Origin of the sequence: Trabulsiella odontotermitis (assembly GCF_001297775.1) — a bacterium.
Taxonomy (GTDB): Bacteria; Pseudomonadota; Gammaproteobacteria; order Enterobacterales; family Enterobacteriaceae; genus Trabulsiella; species Trabulsiella odontotermitis.
In genome coordinates this window covers 63,344-76,134 of record NZ_LIFX01000012.1, presented here as the reverse complement: position 1 = coordinate 76,134, position 12,791 = coordinate 63,344, and the positions used below count along the sequence as shown (strand labels likewise).

At 54.3% G+C, this 12,791-nt stretch carries 15 protein-coding genes; 4 read left to right on the top strand and 11 right to left on the bottom strand.

Features of this window, described 5'->3' with window-relative positions:
• The first annotated feature begins 89 nt into the window (after window positions 1-89).
• A complete protein-coding gene (gene rdgC / locus AOY23_RS16490) occupies window positions 90-1,004 on the top strand; it encodes a recombination-associated protein RdgC (RefSeq protein WP_054180504.1) in 915 nt (304 codons plus the stop codon).
• A gap of 30 nt (window positions 1,005-1,034) precedes the next feature.
• On the opposite strand, the gene ppnP is transcribed toward rdgC, so the two are convergent.
• The 4 genes from ppnP to AOY23_RS16470 form a co-directional block, all read right to left on the bottom strand.
• On the bottom strand, window positions 1,035-1,322 hold the full coding sequence (gene ppnP, locus AOY23_RS16485; RefSeq protein ID WP_054180505.1) for a pyrimidine/purine nucleoside phosphorylase: 288 nt from the start codon (window positions 1,320-1,322) through the stop codon (window positions 1,035-1,037).
• A 75-nt stretch (window positions 1,323-1,397) separates the two neighbouring features.
• On the bottom strand, window positions 1,398-2,075 hold the full coding sequence (locus AOY23_RS16480) for an AroM family protein (protein ID WP_054180506.1): 678 nt from the start codon (window positions 2,073-2,075) through the stop codon (window positions 1,398-1,400).
• A gap of 376 nt (window positions 2,076-2,451) precedes the next feature.
• Window positions 2,452-2,976, bottom strand: coding sequence for a shikimate kinase AroL (aroL, locus tag AOY23_RS16475; RefSeq protein ID WP_054180507.1), 525 nt, complete (start codon window positions 2,974-2,976; stop codon window positions 2,452-2,454).
• A 247-nt stretch (window positions 2,977-3,223) separates the two neighbouring features.
• The gene (locus tag AOY23_RS16470) at window positions 3,224-3,682 is read right to left on the bottom strand and encodes a YaiI/YqxD family protein (RefSeq protein ID WP_054180508.1); all 459 of its coding nucleotides are present in this window, start codon (window positions 3,680-3,682) and stop codon (window positions 3,224-3,226) included.
• 110 nt (window positions 3,683-3,792) lie between these two features.
• Here AOY23_RS16470 and proC point away from each other — a divergent pair, with 110 nt between their 5' ends.
• Complete coding sequence (gene proC, locus AOY23_RS16465; RefSeq protein ID WP_054180509.1) at window positions 3,793-4,602, top strand: pyrroline-5-carboxylate reductase; 810 nt, start codon at window positions 3,793-3,795, stop codon at window positions 4,600-4,602.
• A gap of 53 nt (window positions 4,603-4,655) precedes the next feature.
• Here the strand turns inward: proC and psiF are convergent, their stop codons facing one another.
• The 4 genes from psiF to AOY23_RS16445 all read right to left on the bottom strand — a co-directional run bounded on the left by psiF (window position 4,656) and on the right by AOY23_RS16445 (window position 8,238).
• Window positions 4,656-4,973, bottom strand: a complete 318-nt coding sequence (gene psiF / locus AOY23_RS16460; protein ID WP_054180510.1) for a phosphate starvation-inducible protein PsiF — start codon at window positions 4,971-4,973, stop codon at window positions 4,656-4,658.
• A 92-nt stretch (window positions 4,974-5,065) separates the two neighbouring features.
• Window positions 5,066-6,496 carry an alkaline phosphatase gene (gene phoA / locus AOY23_RS16455; RefSeq protein ID WP_054180511.1) on the bottom strand — a complete coding sequence of 477 codons (1,431 nt, stop codon included), beginning with the start codon at window positions 6,494-6,496 and terminating at the stop codon, window positions 5,066-5,068.
• Between the two features lie 87 nt (window positions 6,497-6,583).
• On the bottom strand, window positions 6,584-6,844 hold the full coding sequence (gene iraP / locus AOY23_RS16450) for an anti-adapter protein IraP (RefSeq protein ID WP_038155194.1): 261 nt from the start codon (window positions 6,842-6,844) through the stop codon (window positions 6,584-6,586).
• Window positions 6,845-7,044: 200 nt separating this feature from the next.
• Entirely contained in the window at window positions 7,045-8,238 is a 1,194-nt protein-coding gene (locus tag AOY23_RS16445) for a multidrug efflux MFS transporter (protein ID WP_054180512.1), read from the bottom strand.
• Window positions 8,239-8,510: 272 nt separating this feature from the next.
• Between AOY23_RS16445 and ddlA the strand changes: the two genes are divergently transcribed.
• Window positions 8,511-9,605 (top strand): D-alanine--D-alanine ligase, encoded by a 1,095-nt coding sequence (gene ddlA / locus AOY23_RS16440; RefSeq protein ID WP_054180513.1) that lies wholly within the window; start codon window positions 8,511-8,513, stop codon window positions 9,603-9,605.
• A 33-nt stretch (window positions 9,606-9,638) separates the two neighbouring features.
• Here the strand turns inward: ddlA and AOY23_RS16435 are convergent, their stop codons facing one another.
• Entirely contained in the window at window positions 9,639-9,851 is a 213-nt protein-coding gene (locus AOY23_RS16435; RefSeq protein WP_054180514.1) for a DUF2754 domain-containing protein, read from the bottom strand.
• Between the two features lie 252 nt (window positions 9,852-10,103).
• Between AOY23_RS16435 and AOY23_RS16430 the strand changes: the two genes are divergently transcribed.
• A complete protein-coding gene (locus AOY23_RS16430; protein WP_054180515.1) occupies window positions 10,104-10,406 on the top strand; it encodes a YaiY family protein in 303 nt (100 codons plus the stop codon).
• Here AOY23_RS16430 and AOY23_RS16425 read toward each other — a convergent pair.
• Both AOY23_RS16425 and sbmA read right to left on the bottom strand, forming a co-directional pair.
• Window positions 10,403-11,506, bottom strand: a complete 1,104-nt coding sequence (locus tag AOY23_RS16425) for a DUF1615 domain-containing protein (protein ID WP_054180516.1) — start codon at window positions 11,504-11,506, stop codon at window positions 10,403-10,405. The two genes, AOY23_RS16430 and AOY23_RS16425, sit on opposite strands and share 4 nt — an antisense overlap.
• A gap of 13 nt (window positions 11,507-11,519) precedes the next feature.
• A complete protein-coding gene (gene sbmA / locus AOY23_RS16420) occupies window positions 11,520-12,740 on the bottom strand; it encodes a peptide antibiotic transporter SbmA (protein ID WP_054180517.1) in 1,221 nt (406 codons plus the stop codon).
• Window positions 12,741-12,791 lie beyond the last annotated feature (51 nt).

The following is a 12,791-nucleotide window of genomic DNA, read 5'->3' as shown; positions in this document are numbered from 1 at the left end:
AACGCTCCCCTGGTCCGGATTAACAATGCAAGCGTAGCGACAATTCGCTATCATGCCCGCTGGTTTCAAACAATGCCGTGGAAATTAACATGCTGTGGTTCAAAAATGTAATGGTTTACCGTCTCAGCCGCGACATCACGCTGCGTGCTGAAGAGATGGAGAAACAGTTAGCCGGACTGGCATTCACCCCCTGCGGTAGCCAGGATATGGCAAAAACGGGCTGGGTACCGCCGATGGGTTCACACAACAGTGACGCACTGACGCACACGGCGAATGGCCAGATTGTCATCTGCGCGCGTAAAGAGGAGAAGATCCTCCCCTCGCCGGTGATTAAACAGGCGCTGGAAGCCAAAATCCAGAAGCTGGAAGCCGAGCAGAGCCGCAAGCTGAAGAAAACCGAAAAAGATTCCCTGAAAGACGAAGTGCTCCACACGCTGCTGCCGCGCGCATTCAGCCGCTTCAGCCAGACCATGATGTGGATTGATACCGTCAACGGGCTGATCATGGTCGACTGCGCCAGCGCGAAGAAAGCCGAAGACACCCTCGCCCTGCTGCGCAAAACCCTCGGCTCGCTGCCGGTGGTGCCGCTGTCGCTGGAAAACCCGATTGAACTGACGCTGACCGAGTGGGTGCGTTCCGGTACGGTCGCGCAGGGGTTCCAGCTACTGGACGAAGCCGAACTGAAAGCGATGCTGGAAGATGGCGGCGTGATCCGCGCGAAAAAACAGGATCTGGTCAGCGACGAAATCGCCGTGCATATCGAAGCCGGTAAAGTAGTGACCAAACTGGCGCTCGACTGGCAGCAGCGCATCCAGTTTGTGCTTTGCGACGATGGTTCCCTGAAGCGCCTGAAGTTCAGCGATGAATTGCGCGATCAGAACGACGACATCGACCGCGAAGATTACGCCCAGCGCTTTGATGCGGATTTCATTCTGATGACTGGCGAACTGGCCGCGTTGATTCAGAATCTGGTCGAAGGTCTGGGCGGCGAAGCTCAGCGCTAAGAAAAATCCCGGCGCAAGGCCGGGATTGTTTTATTTCAGGTAACGGCAAAGATACGAGGTCGGCTCCGCGACCTGCAGATGAAACTCGCTGTGGCCAGGCACACGGAATACCGCTCCGGCTTCATAGGTTTTCCAGTCGGTTTCCCCTGGCAACAGAACGCGCAGCGCGCCGCTTATCACCGTCATCTCTTCCGGCTCTGCGGTACCAAAGGTATATTCGCCTTCCGCCATCACGCCAACGCTGGCTTTGCCTGTACTGCTGCTGGTAAATCCAATGGATTTCACTTTGCCGGAAAAGTATTCATTACTTTGAAGCATAAACTGGCCCTTATCGCTTAAGTTAAGCATTCAATATAGGGGCCAGCGTGAAGGGCTGTCACGCAAAAAAACACGTTACACCAGCAGTTCAGCGGCCAGACGCGCCACCAGGATATTAGACAGCAATACCGGCACATCCAGCGCCTTTTGCAGGAGATCGCGATGCTTCTGGCTATAGCCGAGACAATCCAGCATCAGCACATCCGCGCCACTGTCAATTAACTCGCGCCCGGCTTCCACCATTTGCGCGTCGGTATGCTGCATTGGGTCCGCCAGCGCAAAACGGGGCGGGTTTTCCAGAACCTGCCATTTCTGTTGCTGCGAGGGGATCAGCTCTTTTAACGGCACGAGCACCCCGACATGATGACCATCGACAATCGACGCCACCAGCGGCGGAATAATCCGCAACGGCTCCAGCAGAATGGCATTGCGCGCGACGAGACTGGTAATCGGCGCGGTGCTCATGAACAGGATCACGTCATAATGCTGCTGATCTAAAACTTCGATAACGGCCTGCAGATCGCGCACCACTTTGGCTTTTGACACGTAAACTCGCTCGTTATCGTTCAGTAACGATACGATCATCTCTTCGCCAGGCTCAGCCGCATAATCTTCCATCACCTCTTCACGGGTCATTTTGCCAAGCAGGCTGATATGAGTGATTTGGTCTTCCCTGATATTCTCGGTCAGATAGGGTAATGCCTCATTGACTGGCACGACACCAATAGTAAGAATCGCCAGGTTTGCACTCATGTTATGTACCTTTCATTCAGACTGCGTCCGCCCTGGCAGAGCGCAGTCTCTCCACTACTTTTTGAACAGGCTTACGACAGATATCCGCCTTTTTTCTGGTTATAAAAAGAACCGTTCAAAAGCGTAGCATCTCCACTGGTCATCGAAATGTAAAGATTCCAAATGATTCCAAAACCCACCTGAAATATCCTGAGCTTAACCTCTCATTAACACTTTCGATTAATGAAAAGTGTGATTTACGCCCTGTCAGGCATATTTCGGTACGCAGGAAAAACACGAATGGCGCAATTTTTGCTCACTCAGGGCAAATTGCGGCGGGAAAGACGATGGGATGAGCAGCAGGACAGCCCCGTCACCCGGGGCCATGGCAAGGGGATCAACTGGCGCGCGCGACCTGTAATGCGGTCAGGATTTCATGCACCACCTGCTCCGGGGAACCACTGGCATCCACCACATGATGCGCGGTCTGGCGATAGAGCGCGTCACGTTGCGCTAACACCTCGTGCACCTCTTCACTGATCGGTTTGCCGGTCAGTGTCGGGCGTTGCGCCTCTTCCGGAAAGGCTTCCAGGCGTTCCGCCAGCACGGAAACCGGCGCATTCAGGTAGATCACCACGCCATTGCTGCGCATAAAGTCGCAATTTACCGGGGAAAGGATAATCCCGCCGCCGGTGGCGATCACCGTTGCGGGTTGTGTAACCGACTGCAGCGTCGCGGTTTCACGCGCGCGAAACGCTGACCAGCCCTCGTCTTCAACAATCTCGGCGATAGAACGCTGCGCCTTCGCCTGTAATGCCTGGTCGGTATCGATAAAAGTAAATCCGCAGGCGCGGGTTAACGCCTCGCCAACGGTCGTTTTTCCGCAACCGCGGGCGCCGATCAGAAATATAGGTTGTGTCATAACCTGGGGATCCCCCTGGTAGCGCAAAGCGCCGGATGGTCGTTCAGAGAAAAAGGTACCATTAAACGAGTACACATCTCAGTGTAAAAATAATTTTACAGTTTCATGTTAGCTCGTTCACTAACAAGGGCCGATTCTGACCCATGACCTGCGAAACTGTAAACATTTTAGGTCAATTTATGTTTCGGCAACATTACATGAAAGCGCCAGCTTTTGACAAGCCCTGTGGCCCTGACGCCCGCGGTGATTAGCCCTGCTGGCGTTTGACGCTAAGTAGCCATTTTTCCAGCTCGGCGGCAAACTGCTGCCGGTCGCGCTGCGATAAGCTGTCCGGGCCGCCAGTCTGAATACCACTGGCGCGGAGTGTGTCCATAAAATCACGCATCGTCAACCGTTCGCGGATCGTCGCTTCACTGTATCGTTCGCCGCGTGGATTAAGCGCCACGCCGCCTTTCGCCAGCACTTCCGCCGCCAGCGGAATATCCGCGGTGATCACCAGATCGCCGGGCTGGCACAGCCGCACGATCTCGTTATCCGCGACGTCAAACCCGGCGGCCACCCGCAGCGTCCGGATAACGCGCGATGGCGGCACCCGCAAATTCTGGTTCGCCACCAGCGTGAGCGGGATTTGCGTCCGCTCGGCGGCACGAAAAAGAATATCCTTGATGACGTTCGGACACGCGTCCGCATCAACCCAAATAGCCATTGTGACTCCTGTAGATCCTGTCTGCGGGCTATTATCTCGTGCTTTTCCCGCCAGAGATAGTCACAAGATGTTAAGCTATATCGCTATAAAACGAGCTGAGGGAGAACGTGATGGAGAAGAAGATCGGTTTTATCGGCTGCGGCAATATGGGCAAAGCCATTCTCGGTGGGCTTATCGCCAGTGGGCAGGTCATGCCTGGGCAGATTTGGGTGTATACCCCATCGCCGGACAAAGTGGCCGCCCTGCATGATGAGTTCGGAATCAACGCCGCGCAGAGTGCTCAGGAAGTCGCGCAGATTGCGGACATCGTCTTTGGCGCCGTAAAACCGGGCATCATGGTCAAAGTGCTGAGCGATATCGCCTCCAGCCTGAATAAAGATTCTCTCGTCGTCTCCATCGCGGCAGGCGTCACGCTGGAACAACTGGCGCGCGCGCTGGGCCACGATCGTAAAATCGTCCGTGCGATGCCGAATACCCCGTCGCTGGTGAACGCCGGTATGACCTCGGTGACGCCAAACGCGCTGGTGACGCCGGAAGATACCGCCGATGTGCTGAACATTTTCCGCTGCTTTGGCGAAGCGGAAGTGATTGCCGAACCAATGATCCACCCGGTAGTTGGCGTCAGCGGCTCTGCACCGGCTTACGTTTTCATGTTTATCGAAGCGATGGCCGACGCCGCCGTGCTGGGCGGTATGCCACGCGCGCAGGCCTATAAATTTGCCGCGCAGGCGGTGATGGGCTCCGCCAAAATGGTGCTGGAAACAGGCAAACACCCCGGCGAGCTGAAAGATATGGTCTGCTCGCCTGCAGGCACCACCATTGAGGCCGTTCGCGTTCTGGAAGAGCGAGGATTCCGTGCCGCGGTGATGGAAGCGATGGTGAAATGCATGGAAAAATCGGAACAACTGAGCAAATCCTGATGCGGAGAACGCGTCGGGTGAAACCGTAAACCGCTCACCCGACGCGATAAGCGTTAACCCTGTTTCTTCAGGCAGGCACTCATAAACTTACTGCGATCGTCACCTTTAAGTGACTGCTGTGTCGCCTGCGAATTACATTCACGCATTTTCTGTTGCTGCGGCGTCAGGCTTTTCTCGTTTGACGCCGATGCGCCATTCTTCAGGCAATCACTCATATAGGTTTTCCGCGCATCGCCTTTCAGCGCTTTGGCGGTCGCCTGCTGGTTGCAGGTCGTCATTCTCTGCTGCTGCGGCGTTAAGGTTTTCTCCGCCGCGCTCACCGTCGTCATCACCATGCCACAGAGCAACGTCACCAGTAATGCAATTTTCATCGGACCATCCTTCTGAGAGTTATTCCCTGTAAGTCTGGTCGGTTACGGCAAAAAAACCACCCGGCAGCGCATTTTCACTGCCGGGTTTGCCATTATTTCAGCGCAAGCGCGTCTTTCATGGTGTAGAAGAGATCGGTCTGATCGGTTAAGCCGATGACATTCGCGGCATGCGGACCATACGCGGCGATGCGAAGCTGCGCACCGGTATGCTCCATCGACTCTTCTTCAGAGTTGCCGTACGTCATTGCCATTACCGCACCGTCTTTGGTGTTCAGCGCCTGCGACAGGCCAGGGGCTTTGGTGTCGGCGGGGATGATCTGGCTGGCGTGCGCATGGTCAGCGGTGACAATCACCAGCGTATTGCCGTCTTTTTTGGCAAATTCCAGCGCCTTTTGCACGGCTTCGTCGAGATCGACGGTCTCGCCAATCTGACCACACGGATTTGCCGCGTGATCCTGCTTATCAATGGACGCGCCTTCAACCTGCAGGAAGAAACCTTTCTCGCCATTGCTGAGCAGGGAAATGGCCTTTTCGGTCATTTGCGCCAGCGTCGGCACGCTCGCGCCACGTTTCGGATTTGGCGTGCAGGTCACGGCCGGTTTGTCGATGTTGCCATGGAAAGAGGCTTTCGGCCCTTCCCAGCGCACCGGCATGTTACCGTCAGAGAACAGACCCAGCAGCGGTTTATCCTGATTAGCTTCGGTGATAGCAGCCAGTGAGCTTGCGTCGCTGACTAACTGGTAGCCACGCGCCTGTGCCTGCTCACGCAGCGTTTTGCCCTGCCATTCGCCCGCCGTCGCCGTTTCGGAGAAGGTTTTCGCGCCGCCGCCCAGCGTGACGTCAGCACGCGCATTCAGCAGTTGTTCGGTAATCGAGCCTTTACCGCCTTTTTCCAGCGCATTACCCGGACATTGCTCGCTGGTCACGCCCGGACCGTAGCATTTGCGCGACGTGACGTGCGAAACCAACGCCGCGGGCGTTGCATCCTGTAATTCCGCCGTAGAGACGTTACCGGTTTTCAAACCAGCCGCTTTTGCCATTTCGAGGATCGTGGTGTGATCTTTTTCGTGAATATCCACACCCAGCGCACCGTTATAGGTTTTCACCCCGGTACTCCATGCGGTGGCGGAAGCGGCGGAATCCGTTACGTAATCCGGTTTACCGGTTTTCTTATCTAATGCGTAATGCGTGTATTGACCAGTGAGGGGCAATGCATCAATCCCTTTAAAATAACCGCCAGCCCCTTCAGCATAATTTCGGGCAGCCGTAATTTCTGAATCACCCATACCGTCGCCAATCAGCAAAATAATATTTTTGGCCTGGCCACTGTTAATTGATGCGCGGATCGCTTCGGTCTGATCAGCGGATAAACGACGGGCTCCGCCAGGCGTAGTGATATCCCCCTGCGCGGCACGATTATCCAGCACTGCCGTTGATGTCGTTTCGGCACCAATAACCGGAGCGGTAAGCAGAGGTAATAATGCGATGAATATTGCGCTGTATCTCACTTTTATCTTCTCCATGTAATAAATACTTTTTAAAAAACAAGGAGACTTTATAAAAGGCAGATGACACTCTTATGACAGCATCCGCTACGTCAGCGCGACGCGTTAGCTACGCGGATGCCGTAACAACTTATTTAGATATTGCCTTAAGATTTCCGTATCGCGTTCTGACACGTAAGCCCGGGGATCGGCCTGATCCAGCGCGGATTCGACATCCGTCACCAGCGCTTCGAATTGATTCTTTTCCATATGCCGGATAAGCGCGGTCACGACTATTTCCAGCGCCTCGACTTGTGCGGTCAACTCTTTCGCTTCCTCTTCTTTTTCAGCAAGTTTCACCAACAACTCTGCAATAAGATTTTTCATGGCGCTATTTCCTTTTCAGAAGTGTTTTGACATTAACACAGTTTTCCGGACATGCCTGATAAAAGTCGTATCTATTTTGCATGAAATAGACAAAATGTCAGGTGAAAGCAATAGCGAAACGTTTCTATGGCGACAAAAATGATCCAACGCCTGTGTTGTTGTTGGATATTATAAGAAAATAGTTTACGACAGCGCGAGTATTATTTTCTGGCCGCGCGGCGCAGCGCAAAGCGAAGCGGGAATAAGTTTATCAGCACCACAATAGCCGTCGCGACAAATACCCAACGGAAACCTGCCATCGCCGATACAGAAGCGCCCATTAACGGACCGGCGACATTCCCCAGATACATAAACGACTGGTTATAACCGAATATACGTCCCGTTACCTGGTCGCTGGAATATTTGAGCAGCAGCGTTTGTACTGCCGGCAGCATTGCGCCATCGGCAAAGCCTAATAAGAAACGCAGAATACCGAGTTGCAATGGCGAGGTCACAAATGACATGGCGAAAAACATCACCACCGCACAGCACAGCGTGGCGAGGAGAATGCGCCCGGTACCAATACGATCACCCAGTTTACCCAGCCGCGGCGCGGAGATCAGCGCGGAAATACCCGGCACAGAGGCGATCATCCCGCTGAGGAACGCAATGTTATTGCTGTCGGGCGCCATGGATTTAATAAACAACGCCAGAATCGGGCCAATGGAACCATTACATAGCTGAATGACCATCGTCGTGACAAACAGACAAATCACCAGCCCCGGATACGGCAAGGTGGCAAATACCGCTTTGCCACTCAGACGCTCCGCTTTGCTGATGGACGGGCGGGCGCTCTCTTTAATGAGGAACAGCGTGACCAGAAAACTGACGGTAAGCAGGATCGCCGTGATAAAAAACACCATCCGCAGACCGACGTGGTCCGCCAGAAACCCGCCCAGCAACGGACCGCCTATCACGCCGCTAATTTGCGCCGTCGACAGCGTACTGAGTGCCCAGCCGCTGCGCTCCCGCGGCACCTGAGAGGCGACGAGCGCCATCGCATTCGGAATATACCCGGAAGTCAGCCCCATAATCGCGCGCAGAATAAACAGTTGCCAGACATTGGTGGCAAACGCCTGTAGCAGGATCGCTATCGCCATGCCGAGCGACGCACGCAGCAGCATGAGCTTACGACCTTTACGGTCCGCGAGGCTGCCCCACATTGGGGAAACGATGGCAGAAACCAGAAACGTGACGCTGAAGGTTAACCCGGACCACATCGACAGGGCTTCGTGAGACGTTACGCCCAGCTGTGAAACATACAGGGGAAGAAACGGCAAGATTTGGCTGATAGCCAGCCCGGTAAAAAAACACCCAAACCAGACTGAGATGAGGTTAACCTTCCAGGATTCCATAACTGCGCGTTTTCATTCACCTTATAAGTTGGTTAGCCAGCTTAGCAATACACTGACCGGAAAATATTGCGTTAGATGCGCTGCGGATAAATTCGGGTTTTTATCTTTCCTCTACATAATTTTGTGAACTTTATCACGTTTATTTTCTCCTTTCGCAGCGCGTTGTCCTCAGCGCCGCGCAGAGAAATGAATGCTTTAAAGATTATGGCAGAAGCGCCGAAATTGGCGTGGTATGGTATGTGCTTTGAGTTTTTTAGCGGATGAATGTTGAGATGGCAAAGTTGCGGGTGGGCATTGTTTTTGGTGGTAAATCAGCAGAACACGAAGTGTCGTTGCAGTCGGCGAAAAACATCGTCGAGGCAATTGATAAAACAAAGTTTGATGTGACCCTGCTTGGGATCGATAAGCAAGGCCAGTGGCATATCAACGATGCCAGCAACTATCTGTTAAACGCGCAGGATCCCGCGCACATCGCGCTGCGCCCTTCTGACGTCACGCTGGCGCAAATTCCAGGTAAAGCCGTACAACAACTGATCGACGCGGATAACGGTCAGCCGCTGCCCGCCATTGATGTCATTTTCCCGATTGTTCACGGCACGCTGGGCGAAGATGGTTCGCTGCAGGGTATGCTGCGCATGGCTAACCTCCCCTACGTGGGTTCTGATGTGCTCGGCTCGGCCGCCTGCATGGACAAAGACGTCACCAAGCGCCTGCTGCGCGACGCCGGGCTGGCTATCGCACCGTTCATTACACTGACCCGCGCGAATCGCGATCGTATTCACTTTGCCGACGTTGAAGCGCAACTCGGTTTGCCGTTGTTTGTAAAACCGGCGAACCAGGGTTCCTCCGTTGGCGTCAGCAAAGTCACCAGCGAAGCGCAGTATCATCAGGCTGTCGCGCTGGCCTTTGAATTTGACCATAAAGTGGTGGTTGAACAGGGAATTAAGGGGCGCGAAATTGAGTGTGCGGTGTTAGGCAATGACTTCCCGCAAGCCAGCACCTGCGGCGAGATCGTGCTCAATAGCGAGTTCTACGCCTATGACACGAAATACATTGATGATAATGGCGCGAAAGTGGTGATTCCGGCGGCCATCGCCCCGGACGTTAACGACAAGATCCGTGATATTGCGGTCAAAGCCTATCAGACACTGGGCTGTAGCGGCATGGCGCGCGTCGATGTCTTCCTGACGGCGGATAACGACGTCATTATCAATGAAATCAATACTCTGCCCGGCTTTACCAATATCAGCATGTACCCGAAACTGTGGCAGGCCAGCGGGCTGGACTACACCTCGCTGATTACCCGTCTGATTGAACTGGCGCTGGAACGCCATCAGGCCGACAGCGCACTGAAAACGTCCATGTAAATCCATCGCCAGGCAGCGCTTAGTTGCCTGGCGTTACTCCGCCGGGGTTTCGTCGTCCGGGCGACGACGAATAATCATGCCCGCCAGCCAGAAGCTTACCACCCAGGTCACCAGACCGACCGCGTACGTCTGCCAGCCCTTCGCTTCAAAGCCAAGCAGCCCGACAACACCGTTCAGAATAAAGATCAGGCCAATCGCAAACGCGTAGTAATGCCAGTCGCGGCGGATTTTTACAGGCAGGTTCATGGTCGCTCCAGAGTAGAAAATCGTATCATCACATATTCCGCCCCGACCGTCTGCGTAACCCGCGACAAATCTGAAAAAGTTGTCAGATTAACCTGCGTTGACGCATTTGTGATCACCAACAAAATTCCATCATCTAAGACGATTCCTGAGCAGAAATTACCATAAATCTGATATTGACAAACGACAACCACTGTCACACTTAAGTCATATTCACTGGACAGGAATCCAGCACCATATGTCCGGGAGGCGTATATGACAGATTTCTCCATGTCGAAACCCATTATCAGTGGGAAAAAAAGGGAATCTTCCGCGCCAGGCAATATCGCCTATGCGTTGTTTGTATTGTTATGCTTTTGGGCAGGCGCTCAACTCCTCAACATGCTGGTACATGCACCAGGCGTCTATGAACATCTGATGCAAATGCAGGATACCGGTCGCCCGCGCGTGGAGATGGGTCTTGCGGTCGGCACGCTGTTTGGTTTAGTGCCCTTCCTCGCAGGCTGCGCTCTGCTTGGCGTGATAGCCCTGTTCCTTCGCTGGCGCCGATACCATTAATTCTGCGCCATACAACGGGCCCGACGGTCATCAACGCGTTTTGCGAACCACGCCGTGGTGAGATTACGCGTGATCTTCGGGCTCTCAAGCTGGATGCCCGGCAGTACGGCTTTCGGCAGCACTTTCCCGGTCTTCGCTTCCGCCAGTCTGAATACCCCTTCGTAAACCGCTGTCTTTTCAAACGCCAGACTGTCGCCTTTCTGTAACTGACGATGGATCTCGCTGTTGCTTAACGACAGGCGCGACGCCAGTTTGCGCACCGCCATTTCCGTTGTGCCCGGTTCATCGCTGTCGTAGCGGATCAGATCGCCGTCGAGCGCCAGCTTCACCCCCGTGACCTTGCTGACGGCATTCTGGAACGCGGCGTTACGGCTGGCGTACCATCCGGCATTAAAATCCGCAAAGCGATACAGCGGCTCACTGTAATTCGCCGGATAGTTCAGCAAATGATACGTGCCAAACCACAGACCGCCGCGCAGGGAAAAGACCTCCTGTCGCACCGTTCCCGCCATTTCCCACGGATAACCGTCCGTATGCGCCTCGGCAAACGCGATGCTGACCTGCATCGGGCCACCGGTGTGGACCGGGTTCAGCGATCCGAACAGCGTTTGCCCCATCGGCACCATGTTGATGAAATCGTCAAAAATCTCACTGAGCTGCTTTTCCGTTTTCACGTTGTCCAGCCGTTCGCTGTAGCTTTTGCCGTTCGGGGATTTTATTTTCAACGCGGTATGCACCAGCATGGCCGGAATGTGCAGACGCGCCGCCCGCCGGTCGATCTCTTTCCAGGCAATGCCACTCAGCCCGGGCACGGCGGGGTCAGCCTGATAGTTAGACTCCTGCTGCGCCACCGCCAGCACCGAGCAGACGTTTTCTACCGTCGGCGCCAGTTTCTGGCTTTCGAAAGTTTTTGCCATGTTCTGCGCCCACGCCTCGCGGTTTTTAACGCTGGCAGGCATTTTTTGCCGTACCACGGCCGCCACATCAACCACCTTCTCGCCCTCCTTTAATTCAGGCGCTTTGCTGGTACAGGCGCTCAGGATGGCACCTGCCAGCAGGGTTAACGAGGCAGTACAAAAACGTGATGCGGCAGTGGTCATAAGGCTTCCCTGTTTAGCTAAAAGATGGCGTTACGGGCTGGCTGTCCGGGTTATCCAGTTCACGCTCAAAACTCCGCAGACGTTTGTAGATGGACATCAGCTCTACCAGCGTGGTCCACGAGCTGATGAGATACTGGAACGATCCCCGCACCTGGCCAAAGGCGTTGGTGATCTGCTGCATCAGCCCCAGCGTGATTGTACCCGCGACAATTGACGGGAAAAGCAGGAACACGCCGAAAACGTTATCCACCTGCAGGTAAAGAATGCGCGCGATGTTGAAATACATGTAATGGAAATAGAGGCGGAAATAGTTTCGGCGCACAGCGTCAAATAACTCGCGAACGGTAGGTGGCGTGGCGCGAGCAGGATCGTCCTCGCCATACACCAGCTCTTTACGGTACGCCGCTTCCACACGCTGATTCTTAAAGGCCAGACCGGGCAGTTTAATCCCCACTACCGCCAGCAAACCGGTTCCCATCAATGACCAGACGATCGCCGCGATGACCAGCCCGTAGGGAATGTGTCCGACAATCGGCAATTCCTCAACGTGCGGCGACAGCGCCACCAGTACCGGCAGAAAGGCGATCAACGTCATCACCGCCTGGATAAAGCTGACGCCCATATCTTCCAGCGTAGAGGCAAAACGCATGGTGTCTTCCTGCACACGTTGCGCCGCCCCTTCGATGTGACGCAGGCGCTGCCAGTGCGTCATGTAATATTCGTTCATCGCCGTACGCCAGCGGAACACATAGTGGCTGATGAAAAAGTTGTTCAGCACGCCGACCACGACCGCAATCAACGCGATACCGAGAAACACCCCGACTTCAGTGTAGAACCGTTCGATAGGGATTTTATGCGGCGAGCTGAGAGCGGTCTGGATCAGATCGAAGAACGGCGCGTACCACGCGTTAACCGCAACCCCCACTTCCACCAGAAACCAGGTCACGAAGATGATCAGCGATGAGCCCAGAATCGACCAGTATTGCCAGCGATGCGGGCTGTACGTGAACCAGAACAGGGCGAATGCGGCCACGCAAAAGGCGTAATAGGCGTAAAACAACAGATAACTGCCGGACCAGAAGCGCGCGGCGCTGATGGGAACTTTATTGCTGACATGCGCGATCTGCTCAAAAAACGCGCTTCCGCCCGCTTGCCAGAAGACAACGGCAATGAGTGCCCAAATAAATGCCGAAAGGAAAAACGGCCCCGGCTTTGGGAAAAAAGACTTAAACATATAACTCTCCTGCTAACTTCTTTTTGTTCTGGCTATTGCTGTGACAACACG

Coding starts and splice junctions, on each gene's coding strand:
- psiF (WP_054180510.1), bottom strand. CDS start 4,973: ATGAAAATTGCATTACTGGTGACGTTGCTCTGTGGCATGGTGATGACG.
- AOY23_RS16470 (WP_054180508.1), bottom strand. CDS start 3,682: ATGGCTATTTGGGTTGATGCGGACGCGTGTCCGAACGTCATCAAGGAT.
- ddlA (WP_054180513.1), top strand. CDS start 8,511: ATGGCAAAGTTGCGGGTGGGCATTGTTTTTGGTGGTAAATCAGCAGAA.
- phoA (WP_054180511.1), bottom strand. CDS start 6,496: ATGGAGAAGATAAAAGTGAGATACAGCGCAATATTCATCGCATTATTA.
- iraP (WP_038155194.1), bottom strand. CDS start 6,844: ATGAAAAATCTTATTGCAGAGTTGTTGGTGAAACTTGCTGAAAAAGAA.
- AOY23_RS16425 (WP_054180516.1), bottom strand. CDS start 11,506: ATGACCACTGCCGCATCACGTTTTTGTACTGCCTCGTTAACCCTGCTG.
- AOY23_RS16445 (WP_054180512.1), bottom strand. CDS start 8,238: ATGGAATCCTGGAAGGTTAACCTCATCTCAGTCTGGTTTGGGTGTTTT.
- rdgC (WP_054180504.1), top strand. CDS start 90: ATGCTGTGGTTCAAAAATGTAATGGTTTACCGTCTCAGCCGCGACATC.
- AOY23_RS16435 (WP_054180514.1), bottom strand. CDS start 9,851: ATGAACCTGCCTGTAAAAATCCGCCGCGACTGGCATTACTACGCGTTT.
- AOY23_RS16480 (WP_054180506.1), bottom strand. CDS start 2,075: ATGAGTGCAAACCTGGCGATTCTTACTATTGGTGTCGTGCCAGTCAAT.
- ppnP (WP_054180505.1), bottom strand. CDS start 1,322: ATGCTTCAAAGTAATGAATACTTTTCCGGCAAAGTGAAATCCATTGGA.
- aroL (WP_054180507.1), bottom strand. CDS start 2,976: ATGACACAACCTATATTTCTGATCGGCGCCCGCGGTTGCGGAAAAACG.
- proC (WP_054180509.1), top strand. CDS start 3,793: ATGGAGAAGAAGATCGGTTTTATCGGCTGCGGCAATATGGGCAAAGCC.
- sbmA (WP_054180517.1), bottom strand. CDS start 12,740: ATGTTTAAGTCTTTTTTCCCAAAGCCGGGGCCGTTTTTCCTTTCGGCA.
- AOY23_RS16430 (WP_054180515.1), top strand. CDS start 10,104: ATGACAGATTTCTCCATGTCGAAACCCATTATCAGTGGGAAAAAAAGG.